The sequence below is a fragment of the Mesorhizobium sp. WSM4810 genome (assembly GCF_055811235.1).
Genome location: NZ_JBVVQV010000003.1, coordinates 153352 through 169719 on the forward strand (window position 1 = coordinate 153352; position 16368 = coordinate 169719).

15 protein-coding genes are annotated in these 16368 nt (G+C 61.8%); 11 read left to right on the forward strand and 4 right to left on the reverse strand.

All coding sequences use genetic code 11. The features are described 5' to 3' along the window. Positions 1 to 431: 431 nt before the first annotated feature. Together AC0L3O_RS05880 and tyrS are read left to right on the forward strand one after the other, a co-directional pair. The gene (locus AC0L3O_RS05880) at positions 432 to 1106 is read left to right on the forward strand and encodes an alpha/beta hydrolase (RefSeq protein ID WP_027154148.1); all 675 of its coding nucleotides are present in this window, start codon (positions 432 to 434) and stop codon (positions 1104 to 1106) included. Positions 1107 to 1311: 205 nt separating this feature from the next. Beyond that, the gene (gene tyrS, locus AC0L3O_RS05885) at positions 1312 to 2565 is read left to right on the forward strand and encodes a tyrosine--tRNA ligase (RefSeq protein ID WP_287307028.1); all 1254 of its coding nucleotides are present in this window, start codon (positions 1312 to 1314) and stop codon (positions 2563 to 2565) included. Between the two features lie 304 nt (positions 2566 to 2869). Here tyrS and groL read toward each other — a convergent pair whose 3' ends face one another. The 4 genes from groL to AC0L3O_RS05905 form a co-directional block, all read right to left on the reverse strand. After that, a complete protein-coding gene (groL, locus tag AC0L3O_RS05890) occupies positions 2870 to 4513 on the reverse strand; it encodes a chaperonin GroEL (protein WP_473615079.1) in 1644 nt (547 codons plus the stop codon). 55 nt (positions 4514 to 4568) lie between these two features. Beyond that, positions 4569 to 5825 carry a 5-aminolevulinate synthase gene (gene hemA, locus AC0L3O_RS05895; protein ID WP_091591830.1) on the reverse strand — a complete coding sequence of 419 codons (1257 nt, stop codon included), beginning with the start codon at positions 5823 to 5825 and terminating at the stop codon, positions 4569 to 4571. Positions 5826 to 5998: 173 nt separating this feature from the next. Next, a complete protein-coding gene (locus AC0L3O_RS05900) occupies positions 5999 to 6241 on the reverse strand; it encodes a hypothetical protein (RefSeq protein ID WP_027154144.1) in 243 nt (80 codons plus the stop codon). 80 nt (positions 6242 to 6321) lie between these two features. Beyond that, a complete protein-coding gene (locus AC0L3O_RS05905; RefSeq protein ID WP_473534560.1) occupies positions 6322 to 6927 on the reverse strand; it encodes an SCO family protein in 606 nt (201 codons plus the stop codon). A 194-nt stretch (positions 6928 to 7121) separates the two neighbouring features. Between AC0L3O_RS05905 and AC0L3O_RS05910 the strand changes: the two genes are divergently transcribed. The 9 genes from AC0L3O_RS05910 (at position 7122) to AC0L3O_RS05950 (ending at position 16363) form a co-directional block, all read left to right on the forward strand. After that, positions 7122 to 7820 (forward strand): carboxypeptidase regulatory-like domain-containing protein, encoded by a 699-nt coding sequence (locus AC0L3O_RS05910; protein ID WP_473534659.1) that lies wholly within the window; start codon positions 7122 to 7124, stop codon positions 7818 to 7820. A 90-nt stretch (positions 7821 to 7910) separates the two neighbouring features. After that, on the forward strand, positions 7911 to 9056 hold the full coding sequence (locus AC0L3O_RS05915) for a metallophosphoesterase family protein (protein WP_287247507.1): 1146 nt from the start codon (positions 7911 to 7913) through the stop codon (positions 9054 to 9056). A gap of 12 nt (positions 9057 to 9068) precedes the next feature. Beyond that, the gene (locus AC0L3O_RS05920; protein WP_128168433.1) at positions 9069 to 9533 is read left to right on the forward strand and encodes a c-type cytochrome; all 465 of its coding nucleotides are present in this window, start codon (positions 9069 to 9071) and stop codon (positions 9531 to 9533) included. 132 nt (positions 9534 to 9665) lie between these two features. Continuing rightward, the gene (locus AC0L3O_RS05925; RefSeq protein WP_473615238.1) at positions 9666 to 11108 is read left to right on the forward strand and encodes a cbb3-type cytochrome c oxidase subunit I; all 1443 of its coding nucleotides are present in this window, start codon (positions 9666 to 9668) and stop codon (positions 11106 to 11108) included. Then, positions 11105 to 12769 (forward strand): cbb3-type cytochrome c oxidase subunit II, encoded by a 1665-nt coding sequence (locus tag AC0L3O_RS05930; RefSeq protein ID WP_473523577.1) that lies wholly within the window; start codon positions 11105 to 11107, stop codon positions 12767 to 12769. Before AC0L3O_RS05925 ends, AC0L3O_RS05930 begins: the two co-directional genes overlap by 4 nt. Before the next feature lie 151 nt (positions 12770 to 12920). Beyond that, the gene (locus AC0L3O_RS05935) at positions 12921 to 13145 is read left to right on the forward strand and encodes a hypothetical protein (protein ID WP_014766281.1); all 225 of its coding nucleotides are present in this window, start codon (positions 12921 to 12923) and stop codon (positions 13143 to 13145) included. Between the two features lie 153 nt (positions 13146 to 13298). Further along, complete coding sequence (locus AC0L3O_RS05940; RefSeq protein WP_023798301.1) at positions 13299 to 13421, forward strand: hypothetical protein; 123 nt, start codon at positions 13299 to 13301, stop codon at positions 13419 to 13421. A 30-nt stretch (positions 13422 to 13451) separates the two neighbouring features. Then, positions 13452 to 14180 carry a sulfite exporter TauE/SafE family protein gene (locus tag AC0L3O_RS05945; protein WP_287177028.1) on the forward strand — a complete coding sequence of 243 codons (729 nt, stop codon included), beginning with the start codon at positions 13452 to 13454 and terminating at the stop codon, positions 14178 to 14180. Continuing rightward, entirely contained in the window at positions 14177 to 16363 is a 2187-nt protein-coding gene (locus tag AC0L3O_RS05950; RefSeq protein ID WP_245268708.1) for a heavy metal translocating P-type ATPase, read from the forward strand. Before AC0L3O_RS05945 ends, AC0L3O_RS05950 begins: the two co-directional genes overlap by 4 nt. Positions 16364 to 16368: the final 5 nt, after the last annotated feature.

The window sequence follows — 16368 nt, forward strand, 5'->3', positions numbered from 1 at the left end:
CCCCCCCCCCCCCCCCCCCCCCCCCCCCCCCCCCCCCCCCCGCCCCCCCCCCCCGGCCCCCCCCCCCCCGGGGGGGGGCGCCCCCCCCCCCCCCCCCCAACCCCCCCCCCCCCGCGCCGCAGCAAGCAGCGGCGCGCTAGCATTGTAGTCGAGATAGGCGCGTCTTCCGGCCATTTTCGTTTCGATCGGTCCCTTCAAGAGCCATTCCGCGAGGATAGCGCGTTATTTCCTTGAAATTGCAAGGCAAGCCGTCCTATTTACGCGACTTGCGGCGTGGATGGCCGAACCACGACGTTTTGGCCACCCAGTTTTGAACAATTCTAAACTAGCTTCTAAGAAGACGCTCGCCCTGCGTCAAGGCCTGGGAAGACTGGGGCCAGAGGAAGAGTTGTTCCAAGCACCGCGCATTCTTATGCCATGTGGAGTATTTTATGCCTGAGGTCATTTTCACCGGTCCGGCCGGCCGCCTGGAGGGTCGCTACCAGCCTTCCAAGGAAAAGAGCGCGCCGATCGCCATCATCCTGCACCCGCACCCACAGTTCGGCGGCACGATGAACAACAAGATCGTCTACGACCTCTTCTACATGTTCCAGAAGCGGGATTTCACCACGCTGCGCTTCAATTTCCGCGGCATCGGCCGCAGCCAGGGCGAATTCGACCACGGCACCGGCGAATTGTCGGATGCGGCCGCGGCACTTGACTGGGTGCAGTCGCTGCATCCGGATTCCAAGAGCTGCTGGGTCGCCGGCTATTCGTTCGGCTCGTGGATCGGCATGCAGCTTCTGATGCGCCGGCCGGAGATCGAAGGCTTCATCTCGATCGCGCCGCAGCCCAACACCTATGATTTCTCGTTCCTGGCGCCCTGCCCGTCGTCCGGCCTCATCATCCATGGCGACGCCGACAAGGTCGCGCCGCCAAAGGACGTGCAGGGGCTGGTCGACAAGCTGCACACGCAAAAGGGCATCACCATCACCCAGAAGACCTTGCCCGGCGCCAACCATTTCTTCTCCAACGATGCGGACCTCTTGCTCCAGGAATGCGCGGACTATCTCGATCGCCGTCTGGCAGGCGAGTTGTCCGACCCGCGGCCGAAACGGTTGAGATAGGCCGAACAGCGAAGATATCTCCGGCATCTCGCGTCGGGCTCTGTCGCAGGATATGGCATTCGATTCGAAGCCGTGCGGCGCCGTTACAGCGGTCAGGTGGAAAAACCGGATTCCCCTTTTGCTGACCGCGCTTGGATGCTAAACGCCCGCGTTCACGCATGCCACGCCCGATCCGCTTCGGTTGGGCGCTTTCGGGAAAGAAAAAATGTCCGCCTTCAAATCCGATTTCCTGCGCGTAATGAGCGAGCGTGGTTTCATCCACCAGATTTCGGATGATGCCGGCCTCGACCAGCTTTTCGCCAGGGAAACGGTGACCGCCTATGTCGGCTACGATGCCACCGCGACCAGCCTGCATATCGGTAATCTGATATCCGCGACCATGCTCTACTGGCTGCAGGAGACCGGCCACCGGCCGATCGCACTGATCGGCGGCGGCACTTCGATGATCGGCGATCCTTCCTTCCGCGACGACCAGCGCAAGCTTTTGACGCCTGAGGCCATCGCCACCAACATCGAGGGCATCAAGCGCATCTTCGGCCGCATCCTGCGTTTCGGCGACGGTCCAAACGACGCGATCATGGTCAACAATGCCGACTGGCTGATGAAGCTCAACTATGTCGAGTTCCTGCGCGATGTCGGCCGGCATTTTTCGGTCAACCGCATGCTGACCTTCGACAGCGTCAAGCTGAGGCTCGAGCGCGAGCAATCGCTCTCCTTCCTCGAATTCAACTACATGATCCTGCAGGGCTATGATTTCGTCGAGCTCAGCCGGCGCTATGGCTGCCGCCTGCAGATGGGCGGATCGGACCAGTGGGGCAATATCATCAACGGCGTCGATCTCGGACACCGCATGGGCACGCCGCAGCTTTATGCCCTGACCACACCGCTGCTGACGACGTCGTCAGGCGCCAAGATGGGCAAATCGGCCAAGGGCGCGGTCTGGCTGAACGGCGACCTCTACTCGCCCTATGATTTCTGGCAGTACTGGCGCAACACCGAGGACGCCGACGTCACGCGCTTCCTCAAGATTTTCACCCGCCTGCCGCTCAGCGAGATCGCGCGGCTCGCCGCGCTTGGCGGCTCAGAGATCAACGAGGCCAAGAAGGTCCTGGCCACGGAAACGACGGCCATCGTGCACGGCCGCGAAGCGGCCGAGCAAGCCGAGGAAACCGCGCGCAAGACGTTTGAAGAAGGCGCGCTGGCCGAAACGCTGCCGACCGTCGAGGTCGGCAAGGCCGATCTGGAAAGCGGCGTCGGCATATTGTCGCTGTTCGTTGCCGCCGGGCTTGCCGCGTCCAACGGCGAGGCGCGGCGACACATCCAGGGCGGCGCCGTGCGGCTGAACGACCAGTCCGTGTCCGACGATCGCCGGTTGGTGACGCTTGAGGATCTAGGTCCGGAACAGGTCGTAAAGCTGTCGCTCGGCAAGAAAAAACACGTTCTGGTGCGGCCGGTCTGACCAGCGCTTGATCGATCTCGATGGAATCGGGATGGGGCTTCATTAGTCCTTTCCCGAAACCGGTTTCACATCTTGCTGCGCTGACCTTCGGTTCGGGATCACGGCCCAGGTAAAACCTAATCAGGTAGGTACTGAGAAGGGCCGAGTTGGGTGAATATTGCCATTCGTCTCATCTATCGGAACGAGCAGGTAGCGCCATAAGCCGACACCTTGGATACCGTGATCCTCGACGACTTGTCTCACCTCGATAGCGGACGAGATCATTGTTGACGGCGGCGAGCCCGGATTACGAACCGCGAAGCGGTCAGAAATCCAAATCCATATCGTGATGATGATGCTCGTGACCGGGAAGCTCCGGCGGCGGCGGGCCAGGCACTTCGGCCACCATCGCCTCCGTCATGATGAGGAGGCCTGCCACCGAGGCTGCGCCCTGGAGCGCCGTTCGCACCACCTTGGCCGGGTCGATGATGCCCTTTGACACCAGATCCGCGTACACGCCCAATTGGGCATCGTAGCCATAGGCGTTGTCGTCGTTTTTGAGGATCCCGGCGATGACGACCGAGCCTTCCAGGCCGGCATTGATCGCGATTTGCCGAGCCGGCCAGGTGATCGCCTTCCTGACGATCGCGATGCCGACCTGCTGGTCCTCGTTGCTGCCCTTGAGCTTCTTGAGCGCCCTGCCGGCGCGCAGTAAGGCGACCCCACCGCCGGGGAGAATGCCCTCTGCAACCGCAGCTCTTGTCGCGTTCATCGCGTCATCGATGCGATCCTTCTTCTCCCTGACCTCGACTTCGGTTGCACCGCCGACCCGGATAACGGCGACGCCACCGGCGAGCCTGGCCAGCCGCTCCTGGAGGTTCTCGCGGTCGAAATCGGAGGTGCTTTCCGCAAGCTCGAGCTTGATCTCGGCGATGCGGGCCTCGATGCTTTCCCGCTCGCCGGCGCCGCCGACGATCGTGGTGTTTGCCTTGTCGATCATCACCTTCTTGGTGCGCCCGAGCATATCGAGGGAAGCATGTTCGAGCTTGATGCCCAAATCCTCGGAGATCACCGTTCCGCCGGTCATCAGCGCGAGATCCTGCAGCATCGCCTTGCGGCGGTTTCCGTAGGCCGGCGCCTTCACGGCTGCAACCTTGAGAGCGCCGCGCAACTTGTTGACCACCAGCGCCGCCATCACCTCACTCTCGACATCCTCGGCGATGATGAGCAGCGGCTTGCCGGCCTGCACCACCTTCTCCAGCAGCGGCAGTATTTCGTTCAGACTGGACAGTTTCTTCTCGCTGACGAGGACATAGGCATCCTGCATCTCGACCCGCATCTTTGCGCGATTGGTGATGAAATGGGGCGAGATATAGCCGCGGTCGAACTGCATGCCCTCGACGAATTCGAGTTCGGTTTCGAGCGACGTCCCGTCCTCGACAGTGATCACGCCGTCATTGCCGACCCTCTTCATGGCGTCGGCGAGGCAGCGGCCGATCTCCCTGTCGCCGTTGGCCGAGATGGTCCCGACTTGCGCAATCTCGACGTTCGAGGTGACCTTCGTGGCGTTGTTTTTGAGTTCCGCGACGACGGCTTCGACCGCGAGATCGATGCCGCGTTTCAGGTCCATGGGATTCATGCCGGCGGCCACCGCCTTGGCGCCCTCCCGGGCGATCGCATGCGCGAGCACGACGGCGGTGGTCGTGCCGTCGCCGGCCTGATGGGAGATTTTTGTTGCTATCTCGCGCACCATCTGGGCGCCCATGTTCTCGAACTTGTTGTCGAGTTCGATTTCCCTGGCGACGGTCACGCCGTCCTTCGTGACCCGTGGCGCGCCGTGCTCCCTGCCGATCGCGACGTTGCGCCCCCGCGGGCCAAGCGTGACGCTCACCGCATTCGCCAGGATGTCAATGCCGCGCAGCATTCTGTCGCGAGCTTCGAACGAGAACATGATTTCCTTGGCAGTCATTTCCTTGATCCTTAAGACCAAATCTTCGGGGAACGGCGACGCCTCATTCGGTCGCTCAGGCGAGATTGTCCCGTGGCAGCCCGAGCCGATTCCAGACATCGAACAAAGCTGCCGCGAGCCGATCAATCATGATGTCCTCATGACAGGGTGTCGGCGTGATGCGCAGCCGCTCAGTTCCCTTCGCCACAGTCGGATAATTGATCGGCTGGATATAGATGTCGTGATCGCTCAGCAGCAGGTCGCTCGCCGCTTTGCAATGCGCCGGATCGCCGACTGCCACCGGAACGATATGGGTGTCGCTCAGGATGACCGGCAGCGCAGCGGCACCCAGCGCCGCCTTGACCCGCCGGACGCGATCCTGCTGGCGCTTGCGCTCCCAGTGCGAGGTTTTCAGATGCCGGATCGCCGCTGTGGCCGCGGCGCAGATCGCCGGCGGCAACGCGGTGGTGAAGATGAAACCCGGAGCATAGGAACGAACCGCATCGATCAGCACAGCACTTCCCGTGATATAGCCGCCGAGGCAGCCGAAGGCCTTGGCGAGCGTGCCTTCGATCACATCGATCCGGTTCATGGCGCCGTCGCGCGCGGCGATGCCGGCGCCGCGAGGGCCGTACATGCCCACAGCATGGACCTCGTCGAGATAGGTCATTGCGCCGTAACGATCGGCGATTTCGCAAATGCGATTGATTGGCGCGACGTCGCCGTCCATCGAATAGAGACTTTCGAAGACGATGAGTTTTGGCCGATCCGGACCCGCTGCCTTCAACAATTCCTCGAGATGATCGACGTCGTTGTGGCGGAAGATGCTCTTCTGCGTACCGGACTGACGGATGCCTTCGATCATCGAATTGTGGTTGAGCGCATCGGACAGGATCAGACAACCGGGGATCAGCTTGGCGATGGTCGAGATGCCAGTCTGGTTCGAAACATAGCCGGACGTAAAGACCAGTGCCGCCTCCTTGCCGTGGAGATCGGCAAGCTCGCTCTCGAGCTCTAGGAGCGGATGGCTGGTGCCGGAGATATTGCGCGTCCCGCCGGCCCCCGTTCCCAGGCGGGTAGCAGTCTCCACCATGGCGGCGACCACTTTTGGGTGTTGTCCCATCCCGAGATAGTCGTTGGAGCACCAGATCACGACGTCCTTGGGTCCATGCGGGGAATGCCACACGGCATTGGGAAAGCGTCCGGCGACGCGCTCAAGGTCCGCGAACACACGGTAGCGCCGTTCCTCCTGCAGACGCGCGATCGCATCTGCAAAGAAACCGTCATAACTCGTATTGCCTGGCACCAAGATACGGCCTTGCCCATCGGCCATATCGCCCGCATCTCCGGTCATCGGAGGTCCAAATCGCCGCGGCGCAAGGACGTTCTTTACGCCGCCAGGTTTGCCGGTGTGCAACGCTGTGGGTTCCGCCATCGCCCGATTCCCCTGCTTGCATACGAATTAACTCGAAGCGCGATGCGCGCCGATCCCGCTCGCATAGTTCCTCACGACCCGCGTTCAGGAAGGTCGAAATTGAGCTGCAACATTCGCGCGATGTTTATCAGAATTGTCTCGCAGACCTTATCTTGATTAGGATCCAGATATTTGACAGTCCAGTTTGCCCCGTTCTCCTTGGTTTCGAGCCGCTGAATCACAAAATCAGTGACGTGCTCGCATCCCGGCTCCTTATGAAGATCCGCGAGGATCAATGCCTTAAGCTCCGAAGCCTCCTTTGTATGTCTTTGCATGGTCGCTCTCCTTCCGGATGACAACTTTCTATGGATCGCTCAACTGCATAATCGTGATGTCCGTCATCCCAGGGCTGGTGTCATCGCACCAGTTCACCCAACCTAGCGGCAATGCCGCTGCTTGGTGTGTCAGAGTCTAGCCCCTCCACGAATTGCCCCTGTGGGTTCATGATGTAGATGTGGGTGCCGTGATCCATTAGGTAGTCGTCACCGCCCGCCTCGCCCCGGCGCGCCACACCATAGGCGCCATATGCCTCCGAAACCGCAGCGATCTGTTGCGGGCTGCCGGTCAGTCCCACGATGCGCGGATCGAACGCTGCGGTAAAGCTTCCCATCACCTCAGGCGTGTCGCGTTCGGGATCGACAGTGATGAAGAGCGGTTGCAGTTTTGCGGCGTCGGGGCCGAGTTCCTCAATCGCCGCGGCGATTGATGACAGCGTCGTCGGACAGATGTCGGGACAAGAAGTATAGCCGAAGAAAACCAGCAGCCATTTGCCGCGATAAGTCTCATCGGTGACCGTCGTGCCGTCCGGCGCCGTAAGCGTGAATGGGCCACCGACCGTCACAGGCGCCGTGTCGGCCCGCACGAGCGGTTGGCAGATCGACAGGGCCGCTGCGAATATGATGCAGAAGAGGGTATGCGAACCGTAGGCCCAGGGGCTGAGGAGTCCATGCCGCCGCTTCATCAAGTACCTCCGGCACTTCGAGAATGACGCACCAACCCCCGCGTGTGTTTGTGATTAACAAACTCGCCTAAACTATCTCACTTTATCATGTTTTGTTGCTGAATGGCTAGACATGGTACTCGTTTAGCTCTATTTTTAAAAGTTGCCCCTCATCTCGCTAGAAGGAGGAGGCTTTTATGACCATTCGCGAATTGATGAGCGGGCTGGCGGCGATCGCTTTCGTTGCGATGGTGTCCGCGCCTGCGCAAGCCTACGAAGTGGGTCCGGTCACTGGAGGCGGAACGATCGAGGGTACGATCGTCTACCGCGGCGACGTGCCGACAACAAAGATCATCCCCACCAAGGATATCGAGGTGTGCGGCGACCCCCGCGAGGAGCCGCTGATCGAAGTCGGAAGCGATCAGGCCGTGCTGAACGCGGCGGTGCAGCTGGTCGACGTGGCACAGGGAAAGGCCTGGCCGGAGCCCGGAAAGCCGCCTGAGCTTAACAACCTCAAATGTCGCTTTGAGCCCGCGGTTCAGATGATACCCGCCGGTTCGCTGGAGGTGATCAACAGCGACCCAATCCTCCACAACACCCATGGCTATTATGGCAAACGCACCGCCTTCAACCTGGCGCTGCCCAATAAGGGCCAGCGGATACCCGTCGAACTGAAGCGGGCCGGCACCGTCCGCATCGACTGCGACGCGCATGGCTGGATGGAAGGCTGGGTCTATGTGGTGGACAATCCCTACTACGCTGTCACCGGCGCCGATGGCAAGTTCAGCATAACTGATGTTCCGCCTGGGAACTACAAACTTGTGGCGATCCACCCCTTCACCGGGCCCATCGAGCAGCCCGTAACGGTAGAGGAGAATAAGGCCACCAGTCTGACGATTGAACTGAAAAAATAAGAAAATGGGCGACCCACTCATTCAACAGGGTCGCGTTCCTGCGAGAAGACCGACGCTTTAAGAAACGGTCTGCACTGAGGAGGAACCCTGATGTCTGACGAGCTTGACCGCATTCGGCGCGAAATGCATGCGGTGCTGCAGCAGCCGGGAGTACGCCCCGACGACTCGCTCCAAATCACCCGCCGCACCTTCATTCACAGATCGCTGCTGTTCGGCGCTGCTTCCGTCGGCCAGACCTTCGCGTGGTGGCCGCTGCTCAACACCATCGACGTCGCTCACGCCGCCGAAGCGCCGTTCAAGTTTGCCTGGATTTCGGACACCCATCTCTATCCGCGATCGCTGAACACGCGCTTCGTCGACAAGGTGGTGCGCGCCGTGCGAGAGGTCCAGGCCATGGATCCGCCGGCCGACTTCCTGATCTTCGGCGGCGACCTGGCCCAGCTCGGAAAGATCGAGGAACTTGAGCTTGGCGTTGAGCTCCTCAAGGATCTGAAGATCAAGAAGTATTACATCCCGGGCGAGCATGACTGGTATCTGGATATGGGCAAGAAGTGGGGCGAGTTGTTCGGCCAACCCAACTGGACCTTCGACCACAAAGGCGTGCGCTTCATCGGGCTCGATACGGTCAGCCGGGGACCGGACTACTGGACAGCGAAGAAGATGACGCCAGAGGAGCGCATGGGCCACATGGCTACCCTTGACGGCACGGTTGCCGGCGCGTGGGCCGGCGTCGGCCGCGAGCAACTCGACTGGATGCAGAAGACACTCGCCGAGTGGGATAAGTCCAAGCCGATCGTCATCTTCAGCCACAATCCGCTGTACGAGTACTACCCGCCCTGGAATTTCTGGGTGCGCGACTGGCGCGAAGTGAATGACGTGCTGAAGCCTTATACCAAAGTCACCAACATCCACGGTCACGTGCACCAGGTGCTCTACAACGAGATCGGCAGCATGCGCTCGATCGGCATGCTGGCGACCTCCTGGCCGTGGCCGTATGCGCCGGAAGGCGTGCCCAAGCTGACCAAGCCGATGATCCGTGTCGATCCTGGCGATCCCTTCGACGGGGTCGGTTGGGAAACCGTGAGCGTCAACGCCGACGACAAGGTCGATGTCGAGTACATCATGTGGGGGCGCAAGGAGGTGCTCGTCCAGTCGCCGGAGGACCACGACAAGAGCATTGAGGAGGTCATACAGCCACGCATCGCCGACAGACAGTACCCGTGGGAAAATCCATAAAAGGGGGTGGCTATGATAAACACATCGACATTCCTCTGCATTCTGAGGCGTTCCACCGTCGCCGGAGCAGTCGTCGCAGCTGCCGTCGTCATCGGCCCGGCCAGTGCCAACAAGGACCCGGTGACGCCAAAGCAGCTGAAACTCTATCAAGAGGCGTTCATGGAGGAGGTCAGGAAGGGAGACCTCCTGTTCCACGGTGATGCGGCGATGGCGGAGCAGTTGGGCGTCAAGTTGTCGACCACCGGGTGGGCCTGCGCCATGTGCCATCCAATGGCCTCCGATACCCACCCGCATGCGTTCCCGAAGTTCCAGCAGTCGATGGCCAAATTCGCGACACTGCGCGACATGATCAACTGGTGCATCGAGAAACCGAACCAGGGCGAGAAGATCGATCCCGAATCGGAGGCGATGAAGGCGCTCGAGGCGTACATCACCTGGTCGAACACCGGCTCCGTGTTGGTGCCAGGCAAGTACTAGTCTCGTCGATAGCCGGGGCTCGGCTTCACGGGAGCGCGTCCGCCATCGGGGTGACACCTCGATGGGTGGGGTTGAAGCAGTGGTGCGGCCCGGGAACCGCGCGGGGAGGTCTATGCGTTGGCAGAGACTGGGATGGAGCTGCGCGGCAAGTTCGCGAATGTGGACCTGGATGCGCTGGTCGACAACCGGGTCGTGCGGACCTGGCTTTATTTCGGCATGTTCTGGCTGATGGTAACGCCATCTGTCGGCGTCCTGATATCGAGCACCTTCAACTACCCCGACTATCTCGGATCGGGGAATCTCGAGCTCACCTTCGGCCGGCTGCGCCCGGTCCACGTCAACGGTGTCATCTTCGGCGCTTTCTCGACGCTTTTCATCGGCCTTTGCTACTATCTCGTGCCGCGTCTGTCGGGGGTGCGGGTAATATGGTCGGAGTGGTCGGTTCTTCTCGCATGGGTCTGGAACGTCGCAACGCTTGCCGGTTTGGTCGGCTTGCTGTTAGGCGACAGTGACGGTTTGGAAGCCGGAGAGTTTCCGCTCTATGCGAAGGTCGCATTCTTCATCGTAGTGGCTGTTGCTACCGCGCAATTCCTGATCACGATCAGTCGAAGGCTCGAGCCGGCGATCTATGTCGCGCTATGGTACTTGATCGCCACTTTCGTGTGGACGACGATGAACTTCGTGCTTGGAAGCTTCATCCTGCCGTACACGATCTCGGGCATCAACAGCGCCGCCTTCCATGGCCTCTATCTCCACTACATCGTCGGGCTGTGGCTAACGCCCGCGGGCTACGTGATCATTTACTATTTCCTGCCAATCAGCGCGCGAAATCCGCTCTATGCCCATAAGCTCTCGCTGGTAGGCTTCTGGTCCCTGGCATTGTTTTACCCGTTCGTCGGCATCCACCATTACCTCTACAGCCCGATCGCGGACTGGGCCGAGACCTTGGCCGTCGTCACATCGATGCTGCTGATCATTCCGGTGTGGACGGTGCTGGTGAACTTCTTCGGCACCATGATGGGCAAGTGGCATGAGTTCGGCAGGAACTTGCCGGCGAAGTTCCTGATCATGGGCTCGCTCATGTATCTCGTCGGCTGCTTCCAGGGCTCGACCGAGGCGCTGCGGCAGCTGCAGCAGCCGACCCACTTCACCGATTTCGTCATCTCGCATTCGCATCTCACCGTGTTCGGCACCTTCGTCGTATGGGCGATGGGGGGCCTCGTCTATACTTGGCCGCGACTGTTCGGGCGCGAACTCTGGTCCTTCAAGCTCGGCAACTGGTCGTTCTGGCTGATCACCGTCGGCATCACGACCATGGGCCTGGTCCTCACAGCGGGCGGGCTGCAGCAGGGTTATCAATGGATGAATGGGGTCGAATGGCTCGACTCGCTCGTCTGGGTGAAGCCCTACTGGCTGGCGCGGACCCTGGCAGGCATCAGCATGGATATCGGGATGTCGCTGCTGGTGGTGAATCTGATGCTGACCGCACTGACCAGTCCGGCGGCTGAGGCGCGACGCGTCCGCGGGTCGGTCGAGGCGCCTACCCCGGCCCCGGCGGGAGGGCCTGCGCAGTGAACGTTCGCTTCTTCGCGCTGTTCGCCGGCGTCTTCTGCATCACCCTTGCGGTGATCACGCAGGGCGTGCTGCCCTTCGTGGAGCCGTCCTCGCGAACTACGCGCGTGACCTCGGTGGTGCGCACGGATTTCGGCCAGCTGAAATGGACGGTTTCAGAGGCGACGGACTACACCGAGCAGCAGCGTCGCGGCCGCAACATTTACCTGCGCGAAGGCTGCTGGTACTGCCATTCGCAATTCGTGCGGCCGGTGACCGGCGAGATCCGCCGCTGGGGACCGGTCAGCGAGGCGGGCGAATACGCCTATGACGTGCCGCACCTGTTAGGCACACGCCGGATCGGGCCGGACCTGACGCGCGTCGGCCTGAAATACAGCGACGAATGGCACCTGGCGCACTTCTACAATCCGCGGATGCTGGTGCCGGACTCGATAATGGCGCCGTATCGCGGTCTCTTCCACGAGCCCGATGCAGCCGTCCGTATCGTTGACGACGGCGCTGGCGGTCGGACCCTGGAAAGGACAGAGGTCACCGAAGGCCTTTTCGACTTCGACAGCCAGCAAGCGATCCAGCTGACGCCGAATGCGTACGGGTTGCTGTTCGTGCCGCTGAAGGCGCGCGAAAGAAAGCCGATCATCCTGACGCCGAATGACGAATACACAGGAGAAACCGTCAGCATCGCGGCGGAGACGGAATCGCTGGCGGCGCTCGTTTCCTACGTCCAGAAGCTCGGCACGAACCGGGGTAAATGGCGCGATCTTTTCGAGCCGCAAAGTCTGGAGGTCATGGATGCGACGATGCCGCGCTCCGAGGAATGGATTGCCTATGGCAAGGAAGTCTATGAGCGCCGCTGCATCGGTTGCCACGGTGCCAAAGGCGACGGCAACGGGCCGGCCGCCACCTTTATGTTTAACCAGCGGCCCAGGGACTTCACGTCCGCAGTCTTCAAATTTAGGTTGACAAAGGAGCCCCTGCCCACGGACGGGGACATGCTGCGCACCATTACTCGCGGCATCCGCGGCACGGCAATGCCCCCTTGGTACGAACTGCCGCTCAACGATCGGCTGGCGGTGATCCAGTACATCAAGTATGAGCTGGCGGTTGACCGTTCCGACCCCGCCAGTCCTTACGCTTTCTTCGTCGAGGAGCCGCCTGGCCCACCGTTGTATATCGGGCGCCCGCCGACCCCGTCCCAGACGATGCTGGACCGTGGCAAGGAGGTTTGGCAGGTGGCGAAGTGCTGGGAATGCCACGGCCAAGGCGGCAAGGGCGACGGCGAGAAGGCTGCCGGCCTCAAGGATGATATCGGGTTCGCCACCCCGCCGGCCGACCTCACCAGCGGCCAGTTCAAGTCTGGCCCGGCCGTCGAAGACATCTTCCGGACGATAACTACCGGCCTCAGCGGCACGCCGATGCCGTCCTATCGGGATTCCTTTCCGGACGAGGACCGATGGGCACTTTCCTATTTCGTGGTGGCGCTTTCCGCCTATAAAGACCCGCTCTCGCTGCAGCCGCTGTCGATCAAGCAGGAGGCCCGCGCGGCGCTGAACGATCTGGAACTGGTCGCTGACAAGCCTGAGCGAGCCTATGTGCCCGATCCGTCGGTGCCGGCGTCCGGCCCGCCAGCGCCGCCTGGCGAGAAACAGGCACCCGCCGGAGGTTAGCGCATGCTCGGTTTTGAAGTCACCGGACCATATGCGGGCGCCATGATGATGAGCCTGGCGGCCCTGTTCTTGTTCATCTGGGGCGTCCTATCCGGCGCGTTGAGCGGCACCGACAAAGCCGCCAACGACTTTTTTGAAAGGGAGATGGAGAATGAGCGATCTGCAGAGCAGCGATCCGGAGAGCCCGAGGCACCCGGAACTGGATGTACGTCAAAGCTCGCACCCTGAACTAGAGGACTATGCCGGCGGCCTGATACAGGCGCGTGTGGGCTTCATTCCGCTATGGCTTCTCGTCGTTTACGTGCTGCTGTTCGCCTGGGGGCTGTATTACATGTATGTTTATTGGGGCGGGCTCGGCCCCGGCCGTCTGTTCTAAGAAGACTGTCGCAAGAGCTGGTAAGGCAGGAGTGATGGAGATGTTGGTAGCCAAAATTCTCCTTGGGGTCGCCGCATTGAACCTCCTTTTCCTGGCTTTCGAGGTGGCGGTAAACGTGCTTCGTCTTTATTTCGGCTGACATAGGAGCAGCGGATGCTACAGGACACGGTTTTCAAGCTCGCTGACGCCGGCTTGCCACAGATGCTCGGCTTCCTCATCTATGGCGGCTGCACCGTCGGCTTTATCATCTTTCTTGTCTATCTTGTGCGGCAATAGCGACGCGGACGCGGCGCTGCGAAAACGCCAATGATCTACTACCTCGTGATCTTCGCCGCTGGATTTGCAGGCAGCTTTCATTGCATCGGCATGTGCGGCGGCTTTGCCTGCGCGCTGGGCCGCGATCAGCGAGGCGGAGGCGCAACCGTCCTTCGCCACCTGCTCTATAATACCGGCCGATTGACAACCTATTGCTTTCTGGGCGGGCTCGCGGGTGCGATCGGTCAGGTCATCTGCACCACGCAAGGTCTAACGGCGGCGCCGCTCTTGAACGGCTCCCTCGACACCGCCCAACGAATTCTCGCAATCGTCGCTGGCCTGCTCATGATTGCCATGGCGTTGCAGTTCTTCGGCTTGCTGCAGGTCTTCCATCGTCTTGCGATCGGATTTGGCGGCAGCACATTTGCATTGTCTCTGCGCGGTCTGTTGACCGCCGGGAGCAGCGCAGCACCGCTTGCCTTTGGCGTTTTCAACGGCTTCCTGCCATGTCCCCTGGTCTATGCCTTCGCCGCCCAGGCGGCGAGCACCGCCGGAGCGCTTCCCGGGCTTCTCGTCATGGCATGGTTCGGACTGGGAACCTTCCCCGCGATGTTGATGATGGGCGGCGTTGGCCGGATACTAGGGCCAGCCTGGCGGCGGCGCGGCGTGCGGCTGGCTGGCGGCTTTATTCTTTTGCTCGGTCTCATCACGCTCGGCCGTGGTCTCCTGCCTTCTGACGCGCATATCGGCCTTGCCTGGCTGGGCGGACATCCTGCATGACTGCGCATGGCGATATCCTCTGTAGCCATTGTTCGCTGCCCGTCGGCCTGCGCCCGATGGAGCGCAGGCTCAACGGTGAGGCTTGCGCATTCTGCTGCTACGGCTGTTGCATCGCCTTTCAGGTGAAGAGCGGCAGACACGAAGAGTGGGAAGCCGCCTGGCTTCTGATCCAGCTCGGCGTGGGAGGCTTTCTCTCCATGAATATCATGATGTTCAGCCTCCTCCTCTATTCGGACGCGTTCACCGGCGTCGATGCGGGCGTGCTGCCGTGGATCCACCTTTTGCTCTGGATCTTCGCGACGCCGGCGGTGGTGATTCTCGGCGGACCCTATCTGCGCGAAATGTGGCTCAATGGTATTCAGGGACGAGTGACGTCGTCGGCACTCATCGTGCTTGGCGTCGCTGCCGCTTACCTCTATTCGGCATTTGCCGTGTTCGAGGGCAGCACGCATGTCTATTTCGACACCGCCGTGATGGTGCTGATGCTGTTCACCGTTGGCCGCTATCTCGAGGCTGTTGGCCGCGCCAGGGCGGCGCGCGACCTCGAACCTCTTCTGGCCGCAGAAGGCGAGAGCGCGACCGTGATCGATGGCGCGGCAGAGATCCGCCGTCCGGTGCGGGAGGTGTCGGCCGGCATGCTGGTGCGGGTCCGGCCAGGCGAGCGCATTCCGGTCGACGGCGTGGTTGTCGAAGGGGAATCGAACACCGATGAAGCCGTGATTACCGGAGAAAGCCGGCAAGTGACCAAGGGCGCCGGCTCCAAGGTGATTGCCGGCAGTATCAATATCGACGGTCCGCTCCTGATCCAAAGCAGCGGTGACGGAACTGCAACCCGCTGGGCGCGGATTTGCCGGTCGGTGCGCGAAGCGCTGGGCCGTCGCAGTCCAACCCAGCGTCTTGCCGATCGCGTCGTTGGCGTGTCCGTGCCGCTCGTCCTCGCCCTCGGCGGGCTGACGATCGTTTACTGGGCGCAGTCATTGCCGTTCGATCGGGCGTTGCTGATTGGCCTCTCGGTACTGGTGGTTGCCTGTCCTTGTGCCGTCGGCCTCGCTGCTCCGATGGCGACATCACTCGGCATCGGCCGGTTGGCACGGCACGGCTGCCTTGTCCGCGACCCCGGCGTGCTTGAGACCCTCGCGCGTGTCCGGTTGCTCGCCTTCGACAAGACCGGCACTCTGACGGCGGGCAAAGCGCGTCTCGTCGGCGTCGACTGCCAGGAGGTCGGCATCGACGAAGTGCTGGCGCGCGCCGCCGGTCTGGAGCGACTTTCCGAGCATGGTCTGGCGCGGGCCATCGCGGCAGCCGCCGCTCAGCGCGGCATCACGCCGCTCGTCACCCGCGATGTCCGGACGGTTCCCGGCCGTGGCGTCCGCGGCAGCGCCGAAGGCCGGCCCGTAGCGGCAGGGAACGGCAGATTGATGAATGATCTGGGCTGGCCGCTTCCCCCGTCGCTGACTGAGCGTGCGCGGTCGCTGGAGGCGAGCGGTTATTCGGTGGTCTATGTCGGTTGGGGCGAGCAGGTTCACGCCGTGCTGTCGCTCGATGATTCACCGCTTCCCGAGGCGCATGCCGCGATCGCGGCCCTGCGTGAGCGCGGGCTCGACGCCACGCTGTTGACCGGCGACTTGGCGCAAGCGGCGGAGCGGATCGCGGCTCTGGTCGGGATCAAGGACGTCCAAGCGGGCCTTTCGCCGGAGGCCAAACGGCTGGCCCTGGATCGGCTCCGCCATGACCACGGTTCGGTGGCGATGGTCGGCGATGGACTGAATGACGGGCCGGTCCTGGCCGCCGCAGATGTCGGTATTGCCGTCGGCTCAGCCACCGATCTCGCCCGCGAGACTGCAGCGCTCGTGCTGCCTGCGGACGGATTGTGGATGCTGCCCTGGATCGTCGACGTGGCCCGTGCGGTCCGCAGGACCATCTTGACCAACCTTATGTGGGCGTTCGGCTATAACCTCGTCGCCCTGACGTTCGCAACATTCGGACTTCTGCAGCCAATCCTTGCGGCGGCGGTCATGGCCGGCTCGAGCATTCTCGTGGTGGTGAATTCGCTGCGGCTGGAGCGGCTGCCCGATCCTGTTCCAGCGCTGATCCCGGAGCAACGATCCGGCACCAAGTCGCAGCGTACCCACGATGGCGCCGGCATTTCCGCAATGGCCGGCCCGGCCGTCGAGCGGAGTTGAGTTTC

Coding starts and splice junctions, on each gene's coding strand:
- AC0L3O_RS05880 (WP_027154148.1), top strand. CDS start 432: ATGCCTGAGGTCATTTTCACCGGTCCGGCCGGCCGCCTGGAGGGTCGC.
- tyrS (WP_287307028.1), top strand. CDS start 1,312: ATGTCCGCCTTCAAATCCGATTTCCTGCGCGTAATGAGCGAGCGTGGT.
- groL (WP_473615079.1), bottom strand. CDS start 4,513: ATGACTGCCAAGGAAATCATGTTCTCGTTCGAAGCTCGCGACAGAATG.
- hemA (WP_091591830.1), bottom strand. CDS start 5,825: ATGGCCGATGGGCAAGGCCGTATCTTGGTGCCAGGCAATACGAGTTAT.
- AC0L3O_RS05900 (WP_027154144.1), bottom strand. CDS start 6,241: ATGCAAAGACATACAAAGGAGGCTTCGGAGCTTAAGGCATTGATCCTC.
- AC0L3O_RS05905 (WP_473534560.1), bottom strand. CDS start 6,927: ATGAAGCGGCGGCATGGACTCCTCAGCCCCTGGGCCTACGGTTCGCAT.
- AC0L3O_RS05910 (WP_473534659.1), top strand. CDS start 7,122: ATGAGCGGGCTGGCGGCGATCGCTTTCGTTGCGATGGTGTCCGCGCCT.
- AC0L3O_RS05915 (WP_287247507.1), top strand. CDS start 7,911: ATGTCTGACGAGCTTGACCGCATTCGGCGCGAAATGCATGCGGTGCTG.
- AC0L3O_RS05920 (WP_128168433.1), top strand. CDS start 9,069: ATGATAAACACATCGACATTCCTCTGCATTCTGAGGCGTTCCACCGTC.
- AC0L3O_RS05925 (WP_473615238.1), top strand. CDS start 9,666: ATGGAGCTGCGCGGCAAGTTCGCGAATGTGGACCTGGATGCGCTGGTC.
- AC0L3O_RS05935 (WP_014766281.1), top strand. CDS start 12,921: ATGAGCGATCTGCAGAGCAGCGATCCGGAGAGCCCGAGGCACCCGGAA.
- AC0L3O_RS05940 (WP_023798301.1), top strand. CDS start 13,299: ATGCTACAGGACACGGTTTTCAAGCTCGCTGACGCCGGCTTGCCACAG.
- AC0L3O_RS05945 (WP_287177028.1), top strand. CDS start 13,452: ATGATCTACTACCTCGTGATCTTCGCCGCTGGATTTGCAGGCAGCTTT.
- AC0L3O_RS05950 (WP_245268708.1), top strand. CDS start 14,177: ATGACTGCGCATGGCGATATCCTCTGTAGCCATTGTTCGCTGCCCGTC.